At 32.1% G+C, this 24254-nt stretch carries 16 protein-coding genes and 4 pseudogenes; 16 read left to right on the forward strand and 4 right to left on the reverse strand.

All coding sequences use genetic code 11. The annotated features are described in order from the left end of the window. Nucleotide 1 precedes the first annotated feature (1 nt). The 13 genes and pseudogenes from A2J09_RS21625 to A2J09_RS23240 all read left to right on the forward strand — a co-directional run bounded on the left by A2J09_RS21625 (nt 2) and on the right by A2J09_RS23240 (nt 13055). Nucleotides 2–2989, forward strand: coding sequence for an RHS repeat-associated core domain-containing protein (locus A2J09_RS21625; RefSeq protein WP_012292804.1), 2988 nt, complete (start codon nt 2–4; stop codon nt 2987–2989). A gap of 12 nt (nt 2990–3001) precedes the next feature. Continuing rightward, nucleotides 3002–3370 carry a hypothetical protein gene (locus A2J09_RS21630; RefSeq protein WP_012292805.1) on the forward strand — a complete coding sequence of 123 codons (369 nt, stop codon included), beginning with the start codon at nt 3002–3004 and terminating at the stop codon, nt 3368–3370. A gap of 688 nt (nt 3371–4058) precedes the next feature. After that, nucleotides 4059–4399 (forward strand): annotated as a pseudogene (locus A2J09_RS21635) (heteromeric transposase endonuclease subunit TnsA); the annotation flags it as partial. Between the two features lie 16 nt (nt 4400–4415). Continuing rightward, nucleotides 4416–4901 carry an RHS repeat-associated core domain-containing protein gene (locus tag A2J09_RS21640; RefSeq protein WP_258858689.1) on the forward strand — a complete coding sequence of 162 codons (486 nt, stop codon included), beginning with the start codon at nt 4416–4418 and terminating at the stop codon, nt 4899–4901. A 177-nt stretch (nt 4902–5078) separates the two neighbouring features. Beyond that, nucleotides 5079–5693, forward strand: coding sequence for a hypothetical protein (locus tag A2J09_RS21645; RefSeq protein WP_012292809.1), 615 nt, complete (start codon nt 5079–5081; stop codon nt 5691–5693). A gap of 756 nt (nt 5694–6449) precedes the next feature. Further along, on the forward strand, nt 6450–6683 hold the full coding sequence (locus A2J09_RS24345) for a hypothetical protein (protein WP_012292810.1): 234 nt from the start codon (nt 6450–6452) through the stop codon (nt 6681–6683). A 127-nt stretch (nt 6684–6810) separates the two neighbouring features. Then, nucleotides 6811–7287 carry a hypothetical protein gene (locus tag A2J09_RS21655; protein WP_012292811.1) on the forward strand — a complete coding sequence of 159 codons (477 nt, stop codon included), beginning with the start codon at nt 6811–6813 and terminating at the stop codon, nt 7285–7287. Nucleotides 7288–7958: 671 nt separating this feature from the next. Then, nucleotides 7959–8252, forward strand: coding sequence for a hypothetical protein (locus A2J09_RS21660; RefSeq protein ID WP_036160766.1), 294 nt, complete (start codon nt 7959–7961; stop codon nt 8250–8252). 674 nt (nt 8253–8926) lie between these two features. Continuing rightward, nucleotides 8927–9213, forward strand: a pseudogene (locus tag A2J09_RS23555) (IS3 family transposase); the annotation flags it as partial. A gap of 532 nt (nt 9214–9745) precedes the next feature. Then, nucleotides 9746–10063, forward strand: coding sequence for a hypothetical protein (locus A2J09_RS21665; RefSeq protein ID WP_139015311.1), 318 nt, complete (start codon nt 9746–9748; stop codon nt 10061–10063). Nucleotides 10064–10411: 348 nt separating this feature from the next. Continuing rightward, nucleotides 10412–10606 (forward strand): hypothetical protein, encoded by a 195-nt coding sequence (locus A2J09_RS23560; RefSeq protein WP_139015312.1) that lies wholly within the window; start codon nt 10412–10414, stop codon nt 10604–10606. Between the two features lie 253 nt (nt 10607–10859). Continuing rightward, a complete protein-coding gene (locus A2J09_RS21670) occupies nt 10860–11267 on the forward strand; it encodes a hypothetical protein (RefSeq protein WP_012292817.1) in 408 nt (135 codons plus the stop codon). Between the two features lie 458 nt (nt 11268–11725). Continuing rightward, a pseudogene (locus tag A2J09_RS23240) lies at nt 11726–13055 on the forward strand (IS3 family transposase). Nucleotides 13056–13545: 490 nt separating this feature from the next. Here A2J09_RS23240 and A2J09_RS21685 read toward each other — a convergent pair. Next, nucleotides 13546–14424 (reverse strand): epsilon-toxin family protein, encoded by an 879-nt coding sequence (locus A2J09_RS21685; protein WP_139015313.1) that lies wholly within the window; start codon nt 14422–14424, stop codon nt 13546–13548. A gap of 538 nt (nt 14425–14962) precedes the next feature. On the opposite strand from A2J09_RS21685, the gene A2J09_RS21690 reads away from it, so the two are divergent. Together A2J09_RS21690 and A2J09_RS23245 are read left to right on the forward strand one after the other, a co-directional pair. After that, complete coding sequence (locus A2J09_RS21690; RefSeq protein ID WP_012292822.1) at nt 14963–15424, forward strand: hypothetical protein; 462 nt, start codon at nt 14963–14965, stop codon at nt 15422–15424. 276 nt (nt 15425–15700) lie between these two features. Next, nucleotides 15701–16627, forward strand: a pseudogene (locus A2J09_RS23245) (IS3 family transposase); the annotation flags it as partial. Between the two features lie 271 nt (nt 16628–16898). On the opposite strand, the gene A2J09_RS24715 reads toward A2J09_RS23245, so the two are convergent. After that, nucleotides 16899–16973 (reverse strand): ArsR family transcriptional regulator, encoded by a 75-nt coding sequence (locus A2J09_RS24715; RefSeq protein WP_235616149.1) that lies wholly within the window; start codon nt 16971–16973, stop codon nt 16899–16901. Nucleotides 16974–17328: 355 nt separating this feature from the next. Between A2J09_RS24715 and A2J09_RS21705 the strand changes: the two genes are divergently transcribed. Beyond that, on the forward strand, nt 17329–17904 hold the full coding sequence (locus A2J09_RS21705) for a hypothetical protein (protein ID WP_036160769.1): 576 nt from the start codon (nt 17329–17331) through the stop codon (nt 17902–17904). Between the two features lie 586 nt (nt 17905–18490). On the opposite strand, the gene A2J09_RS21710 is transcribed toward A2J09_RS21705, so the two are convergent. Beyond that, the gene (locus tag A2J09_RS21710; protein ID WP_036160771.1) at nt 18491–21103 is read right to left on the reverse strand and encodes a scabin-related ADP-ribosyltransferase; all 2613 of its coding nucleotides are present in this window, start codon (nt 21101–21103) and stop codon (nt 18491–18493) included. Between the two features lie 184 nt (nt 21104–21287). Beyond that, complete coding sequence (locus A2J09_RS21715) at nt 21288–23627, reverse strand: bifunctional diguanylate cyclase/phosphodiesterase (protein ID WP_051563177.1); 2340 nt, start codon at nt 23625–23627, stop codon at nt 21288–21290. Nucleotides 23628–24254 lie beyond the last annotated feature (627 nt).

The following is a 24254-nucleotide window of genomic DNA, read 5'->3' on the forward strand; positions in this document are numbered from 1 at the left end:
TATGGCGGATAAGTACACTTTTAAACTGACTAGCAAAACTGGTATCACAACAACATTTAAAGTTAGAGAAAGCACTAGTGATACAGATATTGAAGTAGCATATATTACAGAGCAAAAAGATTTAAATAGCAATACAATAACATATGCATACAATACATTAAATCAGCTTACTTCCATCACTACTAATTTAGGTACGAAATTGCTATTTAAGTATGAGGGTGGAGTTATTACGAATGCGAAATACAATGATCGGGATATAACGTATAAGTATACTGATGGTTACTTAACAAGGGTATTGGTTAAGAAAGATGACGAAACATCAACACCTACTTCGTTCTACTACACGACTAATGGACAGCTAATAAAAATCATAGATAGTAATGGGAAAACGATGCTTTATGGATATAATAGTGATATGGATTTAGTTTCTGTAACAGAACCATCTTTAGATGGACAAGTAGCTTCTATAACCAATTACTCTTTAGACCGAACAAACAATATTGTATCGGTCACTAGCCCAGAAGGTACAGTTACACGCTATGGTTTAAATGACAATTTTAGTGTGACTAAATTATTTGATCCTTCTGGTGATACAATAACCTATACACTAGATGGGAACTATAATGTTCTTTCTCAAAAGGTAGTCTATACAGATGGAGCTACGTACACCAAAGACTATATCTATGATACAAAAGGGAATATGTTAAGCACTACCGATTCAAAAGGTGTGACAGAATCCTACACGTATAATGCATATAGCAATTTCTTAACACTAACAGATGCCAATGGGCAAACGAACACAAACACGTATTATGATAAAGGTAATCTGAAGACATCGACAACACCTAAAGGGGAAACAACAACCTATACGTATAACGACTATGGGGATATGACACAGGTAGAGTATCCAGATGGGAAAATCGAAACATTTAACACAAATTATGAAAATAATCAAAAAACAACGACTTACCGGGATGATCAACTAAAAGTAACGACTATTACTACAACAGATTTTCACGGTAATATCCTCTCATATCAAGATGGTAAAGGGGAAATCACGAAGTATCGTTATAATTTAAAAAATGAATTAGTAGAAGTACAGGATGCAGCAAATAAAACAACAACTTATACGTATGATGCCAACAGTAATTTAACATCTGTGACAAATGATGCTGGTAAAAAAACATCTTTCAAATATAATGCGCAAAATGCCATAGAAAAAGAAACAAATGCCGAAGAAAAAGTAACAACCTATAAGTATAATGCTGATGGTAAATTAAATGAGGTTGTCAATGCAACTGGTGATAAAATCGCCTATTCAACGTCAACTGATACAAATACACAGATAGTGAAAATTAACGGTGTTAATCAGTATTTAACACAGGCAGATGGTTTATCTACAACTGCGACAAATCATACACTAAACAATCAGAAAGTTACGTATACAAAATCTGAAAACGAACTATTACAAACAGTTGACATTAGTTCACCTGTGAATCGTTCAATTATCTATACTTATAAAAATGAAGAAGACTTAGCAAGTATTCAATATGGTACGGATACTATTTCTTTCACATATGATGCTAATGGTCAAACAACGGCTTTAAAATTAAATGGAGAATCCATAGCAGGCCTTACATGGAATAAAAATGGATCATTAGAGAGTAAGACTTTTCAAAATGATGCATCAATTTTGAATAAGTATTATGCCGGACAGTTACAAACCGAAACTTTGAAAACAAATAGTTCAACAACTTGGCGTACAAATGAGTATGAGTATGATAATAATCAGCAAATTTCCAAAGTAACGAATGATGATGGTTCAGTCACTTACACTTACGATGTTTTAAACCAGCTAGTCGAAGAACAATACAGTAATGGTTTAACCATTTCATACACATACGATACAGTAGGAAATCGTAATTCTAAAACGACTTTGCAAAATGGTAGTACAACTACAACCAACTATGGTTATAATGATGCGAATCAAATGAAGGCTGTTGGTGGGAAAGCTTACACTGTAAGTCCAAATGGAAATGTGACAAATGATGGTGTTTTCCAATATGTTTGGAATGCATTTGATCAATTAACAGAAGTCAAGTCCCTAACAGATGCAACAGTTGCATCTTATCGTTATGATGAAAATGGACGTCGTGTATATAGTAAAGACAATAATGGTGAAACATATTATCGATATAATGGTCTGTCGAACCAAGTGTTGTTTGAGGAAGATGCGAGTGGTGCGATTACTAAAGCTTACACATATGACGCAAGTGGTCATCCATTAACAATGACAAATCAAGGTTCAACGTATTACTATTTAACTAACTATCGTGGGGATGTACTAGCCCTAACGAATACAAATGGTGACATTGTAGCGCAATACACTTATGACGCATGGGGCAATATTTTGAGTCAAAGTGGTACAATGGCAGCTATAAACCCTTATAGATATGCTGGTTATCGTTATGATGAAAAAACAAAATTATACTATTTAATGGCACGTTACTATAACCCAGATACAGGTGTGTTCTTATCTCGTGATCCAGTTCGCGGGGATACAATGACCCCAATATCATTTAATGGCTATAGCTATACTAATAATAATCCTGTTATGAATGTTGACCCTAGTGGTAAATTTATACAATTTGTGTATATTGCTGAATATATATATATTGGCTATAGAACATATAAAACATATAAGAAAATAAAAGTACTTGTAAAAAGTGGTTTGAAATTTGCAGAAACGCCAGCTAAACATATGGCGAATCCAGCTAGACAAGTACCTGCATCATTGTTAAAACAAGCCCTCAAAGGAAAACCATATCCGGATCCACGAGGCTCTTCCGCTAATATGTACTATACTACTATATATATAAATGGGAAAAAGTATAATTTAGAAGTGTTATATGATAAAAAAACACAGACAATATTTCATTTTGAATATGCACGTAAAGCAATGGGACCATTGAAAAAAATTCCTAAATAGAGGTGGTAGTACATGAGGATTTTCCCTGATGAAATAGAATTATTATCATTATTTGAGACTAATCCAGATTTTTTAGATACTATGGAAATACCCTTTTATTACAACGAAATGGTATATAGATTTAGTAATAAAGAAGAAGAATTTGAAATTAATTTAGCTCCTTCAGTTGGAGAACTTAGCATAAAAGTTTTTCAAAAGGAAACATGTAATCTATTATTTAAGCTATTGCTAATAAGTGTAAGTAAATTTGAAATTAAAGAAGATACTAAAGAAAAAAACTGTATACAATTAGTGCTTGATCATGAAGAAATATTGCAAATCTACGAGATCAGTTTTAAACCTAAGTTTTCTTTAATACTTACCGAAGAGTTTGATCGTTAAATCTAAAAGTGGTTCCTATTTTGTTACATGTTAATATTTCAATTAACATGAATAAGACTGATAGAAAAGAGGGGAATATCCTAATAATGGACATTAAAATAAGAAATAAACATTATATATGAAAATTTTAAACTATCTAGTAAAAAGATTCTGTTTATTTATTTTTAGAGCGATTCTATTTATAATAGGCTTAGGGGTAATTGGAATAGCATTCGGACCTCCCAAACATTATCTAATTCCTACTATTTCGTTGCTTATTATTTATTTGTTCAATGAAGTATATTCTTACAAAAACAAAGAATAAACATAGTACTATAAAGTATTAAAATTTGATCAAAATAATCCACTTGTGAAGTGACCCCTAAAAGTTAGACACGGTTATTTTATTAGGCAGCGGTTTGGGCTTGAGTTCGATATTGTATGAAGGCACTGAAAAACTTGATCTGGTTCCACTTAGCGAGGTATTCTACGATTCATTCGTCGAATACCTCGCCTTTTTAATTTATAATTGAGAGACTAAATGCAGGTGGTGTTCCCAATGATTTCGAACCAAGAGACTTTCAACTTAAGTCCATATATGGTCATTTACGATATTGTCGTTGTAGCTTTGAAATAAAGTTGCGATGTTTGTAAAAATGTTGCGAAGCTTTACCCCTTTGGTTATTATTTAGCCAAAGGAGTGTTTTTTATGTCTAAAAGAACTAGAACATCTAAAGTTGAAAAGTGGATTAAAGAAGGTCGTGGCTCGGGAATTGGTGACGATTATAAACCGTGGTTAAATATTCAAGATGTTTCCTCACTGGGAAGATCCACTTGTTTAAAAGGTATTAAAACGAAAAGGCAGCATGAATTTCTATCAGGTTTGGAACGAAACTACTTTAATTTAACTGAATATTCTGATTCAATAGTCGATATTCGTGAACAATTTCCTTATTGCCATTAGAAGAAACAATTGTAATTGCAGATGAATTAGGCCTTAAACATCCTACAGACCCTAAAACGAATGAGCCAGTTGTAATGACAACGGATAGATGAAAGTGGGACAATTGTCGCTGAGTACACATATGATGCATGGGGCAATATTTTACCGCAAAAAGGTTTAGATAATATAGCTGAAGTAAATCTATCAGAGGAAAATCCCTACCGTTACGCAGGTTATCGCTATGACGATGAAACGAAGCTATATTATTTAATGGCTCGTTATTATAACCCTGATATGGGTGTATGGGTGTGGGGTGTGTTTATGTCAATAGATCCTGTACGTGGTGATACCATGAATCCTATTACGATGAATGGGTATAATTATGCCAATGATAATCCGGTGATAAATGTGGATTCGGATGGGGAGTTTGCACGATTCATTCCTGTAGCCATAGGGGTTTATAGAGTAGTTAAAATTTTATTTGATTTATATAAATACCTGAAAAATATGAGATATTTATCTAAATATGTGAACGTAACCAAAAGCGGAAGTAGATTTGTAAGTATAACTACCAATTTAACAAGGAAACAATTTAAAAAAGAAACTTAGTAAATGATGGTTGGAAAAAACTATATCAAAAGATGGGCGAACTACTATATTTACTAAATATGGGAATAAGTACGCTGTAAGAGATAATGCAAAGAGTACAGGAGGACCAACGGCTGACTTCACACCTAAAGGTGGAAAAATGACCTTGAAAATAAGATTAAAAAAGTAGGTTAAAATATGTTAATAAGTGACTTATTTATTCATAACAAAAATGACTTTAATGAAATTTTAAATTTTATGAAAAAAATATTCAAACTAAACAAAAGTTTACCTGAAAATATTTTCTCTTCACAGTTTACGAATTTTAAATTTAATGAATTTGACTGGCTAATGTACGATGAATTTTGGGACTTTATAAAAACATTAAATAATATAACGGGTGACGATTCTATTATCATTTCTGTAATTGACCCAGATCCAATTAAATATCATTTCAAACATTTTAATTTTTTTAATACTGTTAAAATACCGAAAGAATTTTCTGCTGAGGATTATCACAATGTACTTGAATTCCATTTACCAGATAGTGAAGCAGATGCTATAATATATATTTCTAATGTCATTGTTATTTTCCCTATTTCAAAAAAATGGGCTATATGGGCTGATAGAAGCTATGGTATTATGGTACTTGGTTTTAACTTCAATGAAATAGACAAGTATTCTAAAAATCTTTTTGAAGAATGGGTTTCTACTGTAGATATTGATACTATTACAGATTGGGTAAGTTATAATTTCGAAAATGAGAATGAAATGAAAAACTTTATCAATACTTTATACTTCAATTATAAATAATAACATTCAATCTAATAAAGAAGTGTATAATACTTTATTGATGAAACGAGTAACACAGAGGATATCTTTCGTGTTACTCTTTTTTAACTTTCCATTTATCTTTTAAACTTCAAATGTAAAATGTGTTCAAAAGTTCGTGTCCATATACAACAACTTTTATTTATGTACATGGACAAGAAGCTACGGACACTCGAAAAGTCATTAAATAAACAATCTTTTAGAATACGTCTGTACATTCATATCCAAAGTGTCTGCAATTACTTGACCATACACAATTAAAAAGGGGGGTACATACATAAAAGACTTAGCAAGTATTCAATACGGTACAGATACTATTGAGTATGAAACAGATGAGAACGGTCAAACAACTGAACTCTCACTTAATGGACAACCAGCAGCGAACTTCACATGGAATGAAAATAGCTTTTTGGAGAGCACGACTTTTAAAAATGGTGCAAGTATCCAAATACGTATAATGCTAATCAATTACAAACAGAAACATTGAAAACAAATAGTGCAACAACATGACGTACAAATGAATATGAGTTTGATAAAAATCAGCAAATTATCAAAGTAACGACTGATGATGGTACAGTCACTTACACGTACGATACTTTAGACCAGCTAGTCAAAGAACAATACAATGGTTTAACCATTTCTTACACATATGATGAAGTAGGAAATCGCACATCTAAAACGACTGTTCAAAACGGTAGTATCATAACTACAGATTATAGTTATAATGATGCGAATCATATGAAATCTGCTGGTGGGAAAACTTACACTGTTAGTGCAAATGGAAATGTGACAAATGATGGTGTTTTCCAATATGTTTGGAATGCATTTGATCAATTAACAGAAGTCAAGTCTCTATCAGGTGTAACAGTTGCATCTTATCGTTATGATGGTTACCCTAATGAAAGCATTTTCGATTTTTATTACAATCGGTGCCATTGTTGTGGTTATTTTAGCTGTAGTTTACGGATGTGATGATTTATGTGATTGAAAGTCTTATCTCAGTAAGCATAAATCCCAATTAATTGTAGAAAATCGAGCTGGTGAAGAGAAACCAATAAGTACCATTTTAAGGAAAAAGTAAATATTTTCAAAAAAAGTTATGTTTTATATACTTAGGTGTACTGTTGCTGCTGCTCCTGTACTTGTAACTGGTACTGTAACAGGTGCTGCTGGTGCAACTACAATTACAACTCCTGGTGGCACTTTACAAATGGCTGCTGCTGTATTACCAGCGAACGTAGCAAATGGTGCTGTAACTTGGTCTGTGAATATACAACTAAAGCTTCTATTGACGCAAAATGGGATACTTTACGGTTTTGGTAAATGGTTTAGCTTATATATTCCTACAAGCCTTGCTAAATATTTGAGTAAAGATGGTATTGCTACTGTTAGCTTGTTTGCGCAGAAAATAAAAAACGCTGTCCCCGCTCTTTCAGGTATCCATGGTTTATTTAAGCTTAAGAATAAAGTAGGTTCAGTCTATAAGATGATGAACGGAAAGATAATTAGACCGACTATCGATGAAAAAAGATTGATCAAAACATGCTCTTTAGATTTGTTCTCATATAAAGGTTAATATAATCAGCTTTAGTACAAATCTAAACTCATCTTCTCATTTGAAGGTAGCTGATTCTATAAATTACTGGCCAAATACCCCGAAATTGATTTTGGAATTGGCCTTATGACGGGGAAATTCTTTATACAAAGATTGGTGTAAGAGGGGATTCATACAATAAAGGTTTATTTTGGGCTGGTAACGCTGTTAATAAAACTGTTCAGTTAAGTGATAAGCTAAATCACCTAATCACATGTAAATTAAACAACTTTATTATCTCTTAGCAAGACCATCTATCAATGGTCATTCACTGACCTTTAAGAATGGAACAATAAATTTCTATATAGTGAGTTTTGTATTTTAAAAAGGGGTTTATTTACTGTTGAGTAACAGTTAATAAACCTCTTTTTCTATTTTCCAAATGTTTTTAGATCACGACTAAGTTGTGCGTCACGTTTAAGATGTATATGGGCAAGAACTTTTAGACTTTATATAACAGAGACAAGAACATTTATACATTTAAATTTCTAAATAATTGGCAAAGTAAATGTAGATGTTTTACATACTTTTAAGAACTGTTTCTAATAATACAATACTAGCTATAATAGCTAGTAGTATAATAAAAAGAGTTGTCTATTTATAATTAGTAGGTAACAAGAGTTAAATAAATATTATTGAAGGTAGTTGAGTCAATGGTAAATAATATTCGAATTTATTTATACGGAGTGCTAATTTCATGGATTTTATCCTTACTAATGTATCAATCAAAAAGTAATTCATCTTTTTATTTGGAAGAAATAATTAGCTTGTTAATTATTGTACCTGTTGTCATTTTAATTTCTAGAGATATAAAAATGACAATAGACAACGCTAAATTCAAAAAGGAAGCGATAATATTATTTATTATTGGAATATTGCTTGGCACCTATTCAAGTATTGTAATGTTTGAACCTAACTATACTGGATTTGTCAGTTGGTTTAATTAGTATTGAACTATGATTAGAATACACTCAATAGATAATAATTGCTTAAGTATTAGTACATTATAACAAACTTACATTCATGCGAAGTGTTTGGAAGTCTCCTTTTTCTTTTTAGTAGTGATGAGCCTGAACCTAAATATAAGGGGAATTGTAATCAATATTAAGGGGAAATAAAAAGTAAGTTAGAATACTATATGCATTAAAACGAAAACAGCCTCCTTGAAATGTATGATTTGTTTGAAAAATGGGAAACGTTTTTACTAACCTTCTCCACTAAAAATGGAGAAAGAAAGTATAAAGCTCAATGGTGCTACCCATTAAACAAGGGAAATTACAACTTGTTTATATATAACTTTTTTCTGTCTTTAAAGAAAACCGCGCTCAAGAGACTTACCTGGAATAAACTGCTCTCCAATTGTTAGGCACATCTAGAATTGGAGGTCAGTTTTTTTATGATTAAATATACTGCAGAAAATAGATTACAACCTGTTGAGCGTTTACTTAAGTTGTAAGGAAAGGGCCTATTATTTAACTAAATCTAAGGGGGCTGATAATAAAGCCATTTCTGGGTTAAGCAATATGAATACAATGGTATTGAAGCTTTTATTAAGCCATATACAAATTACACAATAGAGTTTAAACTGGATGTACTAAAATTTATGATTGAAAATGGTATATCCTTTGGTTCTGGAGCAACGTATTCACTCGTTTTTTGAGATATTAGAAAAGGCTTTAGAATGCCTGCCAGAAGAGCACCAGCTACTGACCCATTCAGATCAAGGTGGGCACTATCAAATGAAAAAATACCGCCATACCCTTCAATCGAGAGGAAGTAAATAAAGTATGTCTCGTAAAGGGAACTGTTACGACAATTCCGTCATGGAGAATTTCTTTAGATTTCTTTAGGCATTATGAAATCTGATTTTTATACTTTAAAGGGTTTGAAGGTGTAGAGAATTTAAAACGGAATTAGACCTTAAAGAAAATTGGGTTAATGAAGAACAGCAACCAAAATTAATTTATTAATAGAATATTATGATACTACGGAAAAACAATTTTGGATTTTAAATTAACGACATTTTCATTAATTTTAGCGAAGCGTACACTTAGATTGTGAATAATCGCTATAAATTCAAAAAACTTTTGAGATGAGAAATTATTTTTTCTTCACCAAGGAGTGGTGGAAACTGTTGATACATGAGGGAGTTTAGTTGAATAAGGAAAAAATTACATGTATGAAATAAGGCAATACATTGTTAAGATTTGATAGGTTAAATATTCTAAGGGAAAAATTTTTAGAACGAAGGGAAGTATATCTTAATGTGGGGATGGGGAGAGATTCTTTCAGGCTTTATAGCAATATTTATGTTGATAGTTGGAATTCTTTACTCGACGGAAGACCAAGAAAAGACTAGAAAAGGGCCAGTTTTTTATAAAAGCCTTTTTATCTTACGTAGATATTGGTTTTATAGATATAAAAAAATGGTACTATAATTATGGGTAGAATAATGCATGGGGGAAATAAAAGAGATAAAACACTAATTCATTTATTATTTAGTAGTTATACAATTGGTTTTGTTTTAGGTGGACTAGGATTTTTCCTTACGGAAATAAAAAATATAGATTTTCAGTTTAATTTTTCCAAAGAAAGTGTTTTTTGTTTCTTAATTTTATCCCCTATTATTTACTGGGTTTATCGTTATTCTGGCAGGATCTTTGATGTACAAAGTATGAAAGTGAAATTACTTTACTTTGTATTATGGATAATTGGTATGGCATTTGGTATTATCTTTTTTGATTTGGCTATTAATTGAATCCATTTCAAAAATAGTAGACCAAGAACTGATCGATCATATTACGAAAGAAAGCGAACATCAACCTGTTCAAATGATGTGTCTTATTTTAAAGCTGCCTAAATAAATCCTTTCATAAAAAGCCAAACAGCTATAACGTTGCCAATGAAAAGCTACGCTCACACATTCGTGTCATTCATAATGAGAGTGGTGGGCGTTATAGCGCGCTGAAAATCTTTGCCATTCTCAAATAAGAAAGATACACAGGCATCATTGAACGTGTACAACGTATTATGAAAAAGGTAGGCATCCGTTCGAACATCACAAAAAAGTACGAACCGACGTCATCACAAAAAACGATGGAAGAGCTTGAAAACCTGGTATTACAAGACTTTACAACCGAAACAATTAATGAAATGGATGGCAGATATTACGTACATTCACACACAACACGATAGTTGTTGCTATTTGGCGTCGGTATTAGATTTACATACAAAGAAAATAGTTGGCTATAAATTTGGCAGAAAAATGACAGTGGATCTGGTTTTAGAAGTATTAGATTAAGTAATAGCAGCGCAAAATCCAGCGCCAGGACACATTTACACACGGATTTAGGATCACAATATACAAGCGCAGAAGCCTTAAAACAACTGAAAAAATATGAGATGATTCCATCGTTCAGCCGCAAAGGATGCCCGTATTATAATGCGTGTATTGAATCATTTCACGCTACACTGAAAAAGGAGGAAGTTTACAAACGCGTTATAAATAGCTAGTAATGATATAGAAATTATAAATAAAATAAGAGAGGTGAATAATGAATGACCTTTTAATTACGGTAATATTCTCCGTTTTAGGTTCGATTATATCGTTAGGTATTTTAATTGTTTTTTTTAAAAAGAAAAGTAATAACAAAGATTTCATATCAGTAATTATTACTTTTACCTTTCTTTTTTTGATTTGTTTATATCTTAGCGTAACAGGCTTAATTGATATTGTGGATGCTAAAAATGGGAACTCTCAATCCTCAAGTGGTATGTGTAAAATAGTGAAAATTGAAGATTTTGGTAGATTTGGAGGTGATTCATTTTTTCAAATTATAATAGATGATATAACAGTAGAGGCAGATGCCGAGGAATTTTCTTTTTTAAAAGACGGAACTTATGAATGTACAATTCAGTATGGTGAAATTTCTCATCGTTTGATAGATATTAAATTTAATTAATAGTTAGGTATTACCAAATTTGACACTCTTAATGTATATTTAGTGGTTAATTTTAATAAAAAAAGTAGGAGACGGGATATCCGTTATCCCTGCTTGTTTTTTGTTGAAATGAATACACGCTTAACCTTTCAAATTGGAATATAACACTACTTAAAGTTAATTTCCAAAGAAGAACAATCTAAATATATGAAACTACATTCGATTATAGATGTAAGAAAATTTTAATGAAAAAATACTGAATTGGTTTAATGATCGTTAATGTTGAGGGCTAAAAGTTTCTTATTCAACTAACGGGTAGCTTTAGTTGAATAAAAAGAAAAGAGTGCTACATATTAGCATATGAACTGAACCCCGAATAGTGGACACTTTAAAAAAGTGGACCTATTCGGGGTTTTTCTATTTTCAACGTTTGAAAACCCCGTTATACTAACCATACCATTTATGAACGGGAGAACATCATGAGTAAAATAATTTTTAACGAACACCAATGCAGACAAATTGAAGCGAATCCAAATGTCGCCTCAGTATCCGACCGCTCAATTCAATATACAGCCGACTTTAAATTAAAAGCTGTTCAGGCAAATTTACAAGGAAAAGGTCCAGTCCAAATCTTCAGAGAAGCGGGATTTGACTTAGAGCTGATAGGAATTAAGAAAGCTAAAAGTGCAATTAGCCGTTGGAAGAAAACATATCAAACACATGGTAAGGAAGGCTTTTTAGAGGAACGTCGTGGAAAAGAGAGTACTGGTCGTCCACGCCTTGAAAACTTATCCGCAGAAAAGAAACTTGAGAAAGCGGAAGCGCGTATTCAATTGTTAGAGGCAGAGCTTCATCTGCTAAAAAAGCTCGACGAAAAGGAAAGGCAGGCGAAAAAGAATCGTTTTTAACACCGAAAGAGAAATACCAAGCCATCAATCAAACAATTCGTTTATATCAATTAAAAAAGATGACTCGTCATCTTTGTCAGGTAGCGAATGTTAGTCCAAGCGGCTAGTATAAGTGGCTTCAAAATAAGGAGAAACACGCTTTACGTGAAGAAGCTGATTATCAAGATTACATCTTATTAAAATCAATTTATGATCAAGCGAAAGGGAAAATTGGTTATCGTGGATTTTATATGGCACTGGTAGATGTGCTGGACACACCGATGAACCATAAAAAGATTCTTCGACTGATGCGTAAGTTCAATTTATATGCGAAAGTACGTCGTGCGAATCCGTATCGTCTGTTAGAAAAAGCAACAGAGGCGCATCGCCGTACACCGAACCATTTAAACAGAGCATTTAAGCAAGAAGAGCCAGGAAAAGTATTCTTAACAGATATTACGTATCTGCAATATAAGGTGGTCAAAGGGCGCATTTATCATGCGTGAAAGATGTCGCAACACGAGAAATTGTAGCATACGAATTATCTACTACGTTAAAGATGTCCCTTGTCTATAAGACGCTTGAAAAGTTAAAAATACATCTAGAGGGCAATCTTCATCCAGAAGCGCTGATTCACTCGGATCAAGGTATTCATTATACACACCCAGAATATCAGCAGCGTGTAAAAGAAATGGGACTTCTTCAGTCAATGTCCCGCAGAGGAAATGGTCTTGATAATGCGCCAATAGAATCGTTTTTCGGTCATTTCAAAGATGAAGTAGACTATAAACAAGCAGAAAGTTTGGCAGAATTACACACAATAGTGATGGACTATATGAACCATTATAATTACACACGAAAGCAATGGACATTAAAAAAGATGGCTCCGGCAACTTACCGAAGCCATCTCATTGCGGCTTAACTTAAAACTACATCCCTTTTTATTAAACTGTCTACCAAATAGGGTTCAGTTCAATATAAAATATATAGCGCCCTTTTATTTATTTGTCTTTTTTTAATTTAGGTCTTGATAAGTATTTTAAACTTTGTGTCCTGTTTTTCCAAATACGAAAAAATTAAAACTGTGTGTGTCCTTATGGACGAGAATGTTCAGATGCTGCTGCGACCCTCAAGTGAATGGGCACAAGCAAAGAGAGCTGCACTTGACCGTGCATAGACAAGTCCTAAAATAAACTGTTTGAGTGTTCAATAATACATAAAATAAAATTAAGTAAAAAAAGGTTTAATGATAATTAAAGAAAATATCGTGAATTCAATTATCCTTAAGGTTAATAGTTTTAAGCGATGCTGGGCTATGTTCGTTGTTATTGAACATCTATAAGTTCATGTCCATATTATATACACAGTGCAAAAATACATTTAGTTGTTGAACAAAGTTTAATTATATCATATTATTTAAAAGAAATTTCTTTAACATCTATTATTCTGGCAGATGCTTCCCCAGATGTTATGTCATATGTTATGGCAGTAAAATCTGCCCCATGAATTAAGTTAAATTTCCCACTCCCTATTGCTCGTACTCTATCCGGGTCTTGAGGGGATCTAATTAGCCCATAAGTGTTACTAGCTAAATTAAGACCATCACCAATTGAAATTACTGTCCCAGAAGATTCAGCTTTAATACCTGTAATAGCATCTGCATAAATTTCAACATTTCCAGAGATAGACACCTGATTTAAGTATACATCTGTTCTAGTTTTTGTATGTGGTGGTACTGGAATAGGTTGTGGAGGAACCGTGTAAGTTGTAGTGACACTTTTAGTGTTAGAATTAGTATGAGAAAAATTATACTCAAGTGTCGTTTTTATTTGCCCTTCAGCTACTAAGGGAATTCCCACTTTTCCTGATGCTTCAAAGGCTGTCTTAAAACCATTAAGGGTTTGAGTAGTTGTTGAATCTGTAATTGATTTACTAAAAGAGACAGTATTAAACGTCATTGTTCGATCAGTTGTGTTTTCAAATGTATTTGAACCAATAAACAGTGGAACGACACTAGTAACATTAGTGTTCTCTATATTTATCCCTGAAACATCTACACTTTCTCCAAATATATAAGGAAATCGGCTATATGGTAAAAAGCCAAAAAGTGGTGGGATACTAGCTATCATATTATCAATTTTTTTATCAATATCTTCAATTGATACACCTTGTTTTTTGATGATATCATGATTATTTTCATGAATTGTAGTGGCCTTTGCCGTATATATACTTCCGTTTACAAACAAAAAACTTGCAATCATAACATAAAAAAGTAATTTGGTACTTTTCATTATTTTTCACTCTCCAATATCTTATTTTTAAATGCTTTGATAATGATAAATGGCGCGCCTAATTAAACGATAACTGGGAAACCGAAAATTCAATTAGTCTCCTTTAGAATAATTAAACTGAATTCCCAAATCTTATTTAAATATACTAGTATACAAGAATTATACAGTGTAAAAATCACTTCAAAAATTTCTAAGCTTATAAGATTAAATAAAGTGATTAGTAAACTAAAATCCTGAAAGCCTAAGAAAATTTACACAGATAAAAAATATCTAAGCTAATATAGAAAACCGCTCTTAACAAATTTAGACGCAAGGGGAAAATATCCTAATAATGGATATTGGAACGGGTATTAACATTATATTAGAGCACCTAATAAAGCAGCAATTAAAGGTTTTATCACAGGTGGATTTGGTGCATATATTTCTGGTGGATTTCTTAAAGGAGCTGAAAGTTCAGTAGCGAATTTAGGTGATAAACTTTTTAAATATGAAGCATGGTTTGATAGAACGTGGCTTTAAAAACTATTGATAGAGCTCTATGAACAATATCTATAAAGAAAAATTAAATAAGTTGGAGGTTGTTAGAATTAGTATTTCTCAAAATAAATCATCTAAAATATATAATAGTATTGTAAAAAGAGCGAACCTATTTGATATTTTTTTTATGAAAAACAAAGCTATTGACACAATGATTTCTGGCTTAAAGGAATCCTTAACAGATTTAGAAAAATCAAGTGCGTTTATTTATATCGGACTATTATATGTAGATTTAAAAGAATATAATAAGGCTTCTGAGTATCTTCATAAAGGCTTGAAAATTGTGGAACATCAAGAATTTTATTTTAGCCCTAATTTTAGTAAAATTATTAAAATTTTTATAAAGAACGAGGAATTGGAAAAAGCTACCTACTGGTTAGAAAACTTTAATAGAAGAATACCCTTTGATAAAAAATTTAGTAAACTGGGTAATATTAATACTTATATAAAAGTGGGGAAATAAAAAGAAAGTTAGAATACTATATGCATTAAAACGAAAACAGCCTCCTTGAAATGTATGATTTGTTTGAAAAAGGGGAAACGTTTTTACTAACCTTCTCCACTAAAAATGGAGAAAGAAAGTATAAAGCTCATTGTGCTACCCATTAAACAAGGGAATTACAACTTGTTTATATATAACTTTTTTCCGTCTTTAAAGAAAACCGCGCTCAAGAGACTTACATGGAATGAACTGCTCTCCAATTGTTAGGCACATCTAGAATTGGAGGTCAGTTTTTTTATGATTAAATATACTGCAGAATATAGATTACAACCTGTTGAGCGTTTACTTAAGTTGTAAGGAAAGTGCCTATTATTTAACTAAATCTAAGGGGGCTGATAATAAAGCCATTTCTGGGTTAAGCAATATGAATACAATGGTGTTGAAGCTTTTATTAAGCCGTATACAAATTACACACTAGAGTTTAAAAACTTTTATGATTGAAAATGGTACGTCCTTAAACGAAACGGCAGCGATTTTTAAGATCCCTGCCCCTTCAACAATTAGTGCTTGGAGAAAGCAATATGAAACGCAAGGATTAGATGCCCTTCAATCAAAGAAAAAGGGGCGTCCATCCATGAAAAAAGAATTCAATAAACAATCCAAACAAGCACCAGTTAAAGGCTCTACCGAAGCACTTGAAGCACGTAATAAACAACTAGAAATGGAAAACGAGTATTTAAAAAAGTTGAATGCCTTAGTTCAAAACAAGGAAAAATCACCAAACAGGACAAAGCACAAGTAGTCTTTGAGTTAAGGCATAAATATTCGGTGAAGGCACTTGTAAAACTCGCTGGCATTCCACGAAGTACGTACTATGATTTAGTAAAACGTATGAATCGACCAGATCCAGGTGCCGATTTAAAGGCAGAATTAAAGGGGATTTATGAAGAACATGAAGGGCGTTATGGTTATCGCCGTATTCGTGATGAGCTAGCGAATCGTGGGCAAAAAGTGAATCATAAAAAAGTGCAACGTATCATGAAAGAACTGGGTTTAAAGTGTGTTGTACGTATGAAAAAATATAAATCCTATAAAGGAAACGTTGGCAAAATTGCGCCAAATATTTTAGACCGCAATTTTAAAGCAGATGCCCCAAATGAAAAATGGGTAACAGACATTACGGAATTTAAATTATTTGGTGAGAAACTTTATTTATCGCCAGTTTGAAGTGACCCTTAAAAGTTAGACACTGTTATTTTATTAGACAGTGGTTTGGTCATGAGTTTGATATGGTAAGTATCAGGCTCATGCCTTTCATTTTGCCTTAATTCTTTTGTATTGTAATAAACTATATATTTTCCTATTTCCGTTTTAATTTGGTCAATACGATTTCAAAATTAAAAGAATTTAGCATATAGTACTTAGCTGCTTTACTATTCTCTATAATTTCCATATAGCTTGTAACAAGGTTCACCTTCTCTAATTTTTGAAGATGTTAATAAAGTAAAGGTCTACTAATGCCAAGTTCCCTTGCTAATTGACTAACGTACTTTTTTTCTTTTGAAAGCACACTAATAATTTTTAACCGTGAGGGTTAGATAAAGCCCCTAAGACTGGAAGCAATTCATCTCCGCTAGTAAAATGTAGCATATGTAACTATTTCATTACATATGAGACTAAAAATGCATTAGCTATTCCACAAATTCCGTATAATAGTTTTAAAAAGACCTGATTCTAGGAACCCTAAATGATAATTTGTATACTACATAAGTGTGGAAATTATTTAAACAAACAAGAAGAACGTTTTAAGACTATATAAAAACTAAAGTAATTAATTGTATTTTATTCTTCATAGTATATAAAAGGATTTACATTTTACTAATAAAAAAATATATGTGGGTATGGTAAAAATAAAGGAGTTAATTATGGGTTTTTACTTTAAGTATGTAAATATTGATTGTGAGAATGTCCAAGATTATTTAGAAAGGATGCCTTTTGCTATCAAAGAATTACCTCAATTTCTTATTGATATTTCTGGGCTTTCTTTACCTGAATGTAATCAGAACTGGTTTCCTTCTTGGATAAAAAAGATAAATGGTTTTCCTCTGTACTTTTTCATTGAAGTTGAAGATTACATGAAAAAAGAATTCAACTCATTTTGTGGTCAATATGGATTTGATCCTAAAAACTATGATTTAGAAGGAAAGTATAAAATTATTGAAGTTGTAAATGAAGACAAATTGAAACAGTTGTTTTCTTTAGTCATACCAATATCATGTGCAGGGGATCTAGTATTGTGGGTCACACAAAAAACTATATTCTTTGAGAAGAATAACTCAAATAGTAAACAAATTCGGATGCTAGATGGTCAAAATATTTTTTGCATAGGACACGATTGCGAAAATTTGCTTATCTTGTCAAATGACTCTAACTTCAAAAATGCTAAAGAAATGTCCAATACTTTTCCAGAAGATACAAAGTATGAAGATAATAAAGGTTAAATAGTATAGTTAAAGAAATGATGAACATCAAATTCTTCTCGATGTTCATCATTTTTTTACACATTATAAAAATAGCAAAAAATTTTAACACCAATCTAGGTAAAATAACTTGGAAAAAGTAATTTTCATGAGGTAGCAAATTGTTTAATAACAGGAAATGGACTTTAATGTTTTATGGTGAGTACGATAGGGTATATCATCAAGCTATTCCCTTGATATTAACATTGATAATAGGCTATTTTACAAAAAGACTAATTGAAAAAATGAACTGCAGTATTAATAAATTTTAACGGTGAATCAATTTCATAATTCATCTTTTTTAAAGATTTTAGAAGGCTAGTAAATCGATACCTGCATTTTAAGAGAGAAAAAGGGAAAGGTTTTTATTGGAGATTAGATCACAGAAAAAGATATAACTTTATTTTAACCTACAATCGGTAGTGATTGTTGTACAAAAGTAAAAAGGGTGATACATATTACGAATATGTATCACCCTTTATTCACAATTTAGATGTTATTATAATTTCATATTATATCTCTGTTAACCTCTTTTTTTGCTTGTCTTCTATGCATAAAACAGTCATTACTATCTGGGTTCTACACCTGGTGAAGGTATAAAATACCATAACTGGTTGTCGTTTAAATAGTTTTGATAAGTGATGATGGGTGTATTGTTAGCAAAATTCCCTTGGAATACATCAAGTACGTAGCTTGTATCAAATGCGTTTCTTATTATAAACCCATCTTTAGTAAAGTTATATTCTACATACCAATAACTTCTTAAATCATCATTAGTAACATTTTGCATGGTAGCAACAATATTATGGCCGCCTTGAAAGTATAAAAAGTTATCTAAAATGTGAATCTGATATGCATTTTTATTGTCATTATATTTCAGTTTCCACGACTGATTGTTAATTCCAATATTGTCAAAAATAACAGCTTGAGTTTTATTTGAGTTCATAGTGATAATTTTATTAAAATTCTTTTTACTGGATATGTTAAAGTATCCAGTAAAATTATTGGAAGAATTTAAATGTCTTAAATACCACTTTTGATTATTTTGTCCAGTTACATCTTGAGCCTTTAACGGAATATCATTAATGGGTTGACCATTTGTTCCAAATATCTTATTTGGATTTTTATAATTCCTAAAAATAAATGATCCATCTGTTTGCAAAATAGGAATCCAATATTGATCATCATAATCTCCGGTAGCGCCAAAAATTTTATCCGAGTGATTACTATCCCATGCTAAACTGAGATGAGCATGTTGTAAATTCCTAATTTTATAGGCACGTTTTTTATCATTATAAGTTACTGTCCATTTTTGATTACTAGAATAGTTATTTTTTTTCGTAGCAATTGTATAATTATTAGTCGTCAAGTCAGCAATTAAATCCTGATTAATTACGGTCATAAATTGATAAATCCCATCTTGAATAGAATTAAATGAAAAAGGCTTAATGATCCATCTTTGATTTATTCCCCCATGAAATTCAAATCCTAATAATCCATTGCCATCAGTAGTACTACCATTTGATAAATCTAAAACAATTTTTCTATTTTCATAATTTCTAATTATATAAGTATTATCCTCATTTCTTTCTATTAACCAATATTGATCATTATAATCCCCTGTAGCTGCTACAATTGTTCTAGTATTATTACTATCCCAAGCCAATGAATAGTTAGGATACTTTAAGCTTTTAATTTTATAAGCTTTTAGGATAGGGTTGTAAATAAGATTCCAAACTTGATTTTCTTTATCCGAGTTTGAGAAAATATGAATTTTGTTAGTAGAAAATTGTTCAATAACTTTATTTTCATTTAATTTTGAAGATAATTGATAAGTACCATCTTTAACAGTTTGATAATTAGTTTTTTCAATTAACCACTCTTGTGATGAGTTATTGTTCTCACTTGAAACGACTAAAGGAGTTTTATTTAGAGTGTTACCATCTTTTAAGTCCAATACTTTGCTAGGGTCAGAAAGATTTCTAAATTTATAAAAACCATTTACATTTTTTTCTATTGTCCAATATTGATTATTTGAACCACTTTCAGTATAACCTCTAATCACTTGTTCACCATTAGACGAGTTACTATTCCAACTTAATAGTAAAGTAGGGGTTTCTCTATTGTAAATTTTATAAGCATTTTTTATGCTATCGTATTTGATGTTCCATTTTTGATTTTCAAAACCAAAATTCTTATACGACTCTACTGGACTTCCTCCATAATCAGAATCTAACGTTACAACAATATTCCTATCTTTCTTATTTTTGATTTGATATTCTGAGTTTTGTATAACATTTAAACTATTATTATTTAATAAATTATTATTAGGTATTTCTCCATTGGGGGCAAACATGTCAAAATCTTGATTATAATCTAAATCTAGTATAAAACCTTTAGAATCCATATTATTTCCTTCAGAATGATTTTCATGCCAAAATACTTTGCTTATATTAGAGGGTCCTGATACATCATTTAGAGTTGATGGATCAATAAAATTAGGGTTAATCCATATTCTAACAATTTCACCATTGTGATATTCATATGTTGAACGTATAAACTCAGGACGAATTCCCCCTGGAAAAGTTATTTCATCCTCGTTAGGAAAGGGATTATGGTTTCTTGAAAAACTTGCATTAATATCAATACCACCTGGAGCAAAAATTTCATATCTGTAAATTATATTGTTATTAGCACTATGAGGTGTCCAAGGTGTTATTTCTAAACCTAAATTATTGTATCTAGCTCTAGTTGTGGAAACAAAAATGGATGGAGAATTTGTTCTTAAATAATTTAGAAGATGTGTGTCTTCTACTGGAGATAGATTTTGGTTTGTTACTCTAGGTATAAATCCATTTAAAAAAATATCATTAGGAGGTCGCCTATCCCATCTTAATAGCCTATGCTCATTATCTATTTGTATTTGTCCAGTATTGCTATCAATAGTTTGTTCTCTCATATGTAATCCATTTGGAGAAGCAAAAGAGGGAATTCTTGTTGAAATCAGTTGATACAATAAACTCGACATATCCATTAACCATGTAAGTGAAGCAGCTTGGATCCAAGTGTTATCTTTTGGAGAATTAGGTGAAGCATAAACAGTTTTTTGATTCAGTGGTAGTTGGCAACTAATTATAATAATTATTGCTAAAATTATTTTTAATACTTTTTTTATAGCCATATCAATTGCACCTCTTTTTGGTATTTATTTATTTTTTATTATTAAATTATGTGATTAATAACATTAAATAAAAATAATAGTTATATATTTATTTTGGAAAGGGATGATAGTGTGAATTTCTAACAATAATTTATAATCCAAATTGGCATGGTTGTTTGTTTTTTTCATTAAAGAACTTTATTTTTCACTGATTTGTGGAGTTCTTTTCCCCTGTCAGATATTCGACAAGCATGTCTTCCGAAACAGGCCTACTGAAATAGTATCCTTGGACAAAGTCGCAGTTCCATTCTTTGAGCAAGATATACTGTTCTTTTGTCTCCACTCCTTCTGCAACTACATCATGGCCTAATTTATGGGCAAGCTGGATAATAGATTCAATAATCGTTTTTTCTGCTGTTGCCGATGTCATATTTTGAATAAGTGACCTATCAATTTTAAGGGTATGAATCGGCAATAATGATAAATAGTTAAGAGAAGAATAACCTGTGCCAAAATCATCCTGGGCAATTTTCACCCCTAGGTTCTCTAATTTTCGCAGTATGCATATAGAGCTTTCAAATGACTCAACTAAGATACTCTCAGTAATCTCAATCTCTAAATATTCCGGCTTCAACTTAGTTTCATTCAAAATGAGCTGGACTTTATCCACAAAATCTGTTCTTTCTAATTGTAAAGCCGAAATATTAACCGACATTAGGAAGGGATAACCGAATTGATGTTGTAATTCGACATTTTTCAAGCAGGCTTGATACATGACCCATTCGTCAATTTGTGTAATAAAGCCTGTTTTTTCTGCGATCGGAATAAAATCTTCTGGAGAAACAAAACCAAGCTCGGGGCTTTTCCAGCGCACTAACGCCTCAAACCCTCTGAGCTTTCCAGTAGCTGGTTCTATCTGTGGTTGATAATGGACGTTAATTTCATTTCTTGCTAGCGCTAGACGTATCATTTGCTCTATTTGGTTCTTTTTGATCACGAGTTCATTCATCTTGTTGTCAAAAAAACGGTGGTTATTTCCACCTGATTCTTTCGCTTTATACATGGCAATATCAGCATGTTTGAGAAGCTCTTCTTGAGTCACTCCATCAATTGGATAACTTGCGATTCCCAAACTCATTTGAACAAAAGTGATTTGGCCATGAATAGTGAAAGGTTGAACAAAACTATCACGCAACGAACTCAGCATTTTTTCCAAGTAAGCATGATCTGCCCTATGTTCTAGTAAAATGACGAATTCATCGCCTCCCAAGCGTGCAACCACTCCTTCCGAACCTATAGAAGATTGCAATTGTTCTGCCACTTTCTGAAGTAACTCATCGCCAGCCGAATGCCCAAGTGTATCATTAACTTGCTTGAAGTTATCGACATCAATAAAAATAATGGAAAACTTAGATTGCTCTGAACTAGCCTGTGTGATGGCTTGTTCCAGGGTAAATACAAACTGCCTCCGATTAGGCAAATTAGTTAGTGGATCGTAGAATGCGAATTTACTTAAAGAGTCAATCATGTGATTATAAGCATCGCCAAGCTTCTGAAACTCATCTTGACTTTTGATAATGACATGTCCCGACAGATCACCTTCGCTCACTTTCACAGAAGCGTCAACTAAAACCTGCAAAGGCTTAGTTATCGAGCGAACAATAACGGAAATCAGAATAGATGTTAAACAAATTGCAAAGAGCAACACAAAGAGGGTAACATTAAAAATCGGTTTGACACTTTGAGCAATCTTAAGTTGATCAATTTCAGCTATAATACGCCAACCCGTTTTTGCATTTGTAAGAAAAATTGCCTTTTTTAAGTTCCCGTTATCTTTGAAGCTTATCTCACCTGATGAATTTTTCAGTATCTCGTCATAGTGATTTCCTTTAGGCTTTTCGGCAAGTTTTTCCGAAGGGTGGGCGACTACTTTACCTGTAGGATCCAATATATATAAAATATCTCCCTCAGCAAATGTGAGTTGGCTCACGCTCCGTGTTAAATCCTCCAGAGAGATACTAACAGCTACAACCCCTTTCTTATCACTAGTCTGCCTAGACAGTGTGACAACTGGTTCTGATTTTGATAAACGCGGAGCAGTTATGGAAACTATTCCTGGATTCTCAACTGCAAGTTTATACCATCCTTGCTCTAGTGGTTTGTAGTCAGAAGAAAGGGTTAGACGGGGTGAAAACATGAAGGTGCCATTGTGTGAAGTGACTATGGTCTTAATAATATTTGTACTCTGGGATTGAAATCTGTCAAGGATCTCTCGTATCTCCGAATCTTCAACCCCTTGATTTATTTCTATGTTATCTGCATTAATACTCTGAGCCAGTAAAGAAACTTCTTCTTTTGGCAAACTCAACATTTTATCAATATACGTATCTAATATAAATAGATTCCTCTCAAGCCCTTCCATCGTTTTGTTAGTAATCTGCTCATATGTTGTTTTATACGATACCCAGCCAATCAATGCGCAAGGGATACAGAGAATAAAGGATACGGATATGATTAATTTATTTCTTACACTAAATGGATTCACTAACACCATCCTCTCATTTGAGCATCTACCTTGATCCTAAGGTCATGATAAGCTTTCTTCACACCACGGCCAAAATCGACTGAAATTATCTGAATATACTATATCTCCTGAATGAGATTTTCTCCAGACTCTCTATTTTTATTGCCACGGAACTGTTTTAATAACCCTTGTATCCATTATAAATTAATATTATTATATTTAAATTTTCAATTTTACCCTTGTAATAAGTAGTAAGGGTAAAAATAGGAATGAAAACATTAAGCTGGATAAAGATTATTAGGTCTATTGCTTGAATTCCAATAATGTTAAATAGCCTAAGTTACTCGAATTCGAATGTTTTTGAACCAACGAAAAGTATCGTTAAGTTCAAGAGCGAGCTGTTTGATACTAGACCAAGATATTTCATTAAACAGCCAATTCTAAGTCAATATATTATCGTATTCATAGGATTCACTACTGTCTTTACACCTTGTTCATTGGGAAGAGTAATTAGGTAGATGTATTTTAAACAGTGTAATATAGTACGTCCTTTATTCTGTTCTCAGACTAAAACTAAATGGCTAAGGTGCATTTAGTTTGGATAAAAGAATAAGCTTGCTTAACGAGAGAGCGAAAAAACACACTAAC

Origin of the sequence: Lysinibacillus sphaericus, from assembly GCF_001629735.1 — a bacterium.
GTDB lineage: Bacteria > Bacillota > Bacilli > Bacillales_A > Planococcaceae > Lysinibacillus > Lysinibacillus pinottii.

Excerpts from the sequence above, each read along its gene's own strand:
- A2J09_RS21625 (WP_012292804.1), top strand. The coding sequence starts at position 2 with ATGGCGGATAAGTACACTTTTAAACTGACTAGCAAAACTGGTATCACA.
- A2J09_RS21630 (WP_012292805.1), top strand. The coding sequence starts at position 3,002 with ATGAGGATTTTCCCTGATGAAATAGAATTATTATCATTATTTGAGACT.
- A2J09_RS21645 (WP_012292809.1), top strand. The coding sequence starts at position 5,079 with ATGTTAATAAGTGACTTATTTATTCATAACAAAAATGACTTTAATGAA.
- A2J09_RS24345 (WP_012292810.1), top strand. The coding sequence starts at position 6,450 with ATGAAATCTGCTGGTGGGAAAACTTACACTGTTAGTGCAAATGGAAAT.
- A2J09_RS21655 (WP_012292811.1), top strand. The coding sequence starts at position 6,811 with ATGTTTTATATACTTAGGTGTACTGTTGCTGCTGCTCCTGTACTTGTA.
- A2J09_RS21660 (WP_036160766.1), top strand. The coding sequence starts at position 7,959 with ATGGTAAATAATATTCGAATTTATTTATACGGAGTGCTAATTTCATGG.
- A2J09_RS21665 (WP_139015311.1), top strand. The coding sequence starts at position 9,746 with ATGGGTAGAATAATGCATGGGGGAAATAAAAGAGATAAAACACTAATT.
- A2J09_RS21670 (WP_012292817.1), top strand. The coding sequence starts at position 10,860 with ATGAATGACCTTTTAATTACGGTAATATTCTCCGTTTTAGGTTCGATT.
- A2J09_RS21685 (WP_139015313.1), bottom strand. The coding sequence starts at position 14,424 with ATGAAAAGTACCAAATTACTTTTTTATGTTATGATTGCAAGTTTTTTG.
- A2J09_RS21690 (WP_012292822.1), top strand. The coding sequence starts at position 14,963 with ATGAACAATATCTATAAAGAAAAATTAAATAAGTTGGAGGTTGTTAGA.
- A2J09_RS21705 (WP_036160769.1), top strand. The coding sequence starts at position 17,329 with ATGGGTTTTTACTTTAAGTATGTAAATATTGATTGTGAGAATGTCCAA.
- A2J09_RS21710 (WP_036160771.1), bottom strand. The coding sequence starts at position 21,103 with ATGGCTATAAAAAAAGTATTAAAAATAATTTTAGCAATAATTATTATA.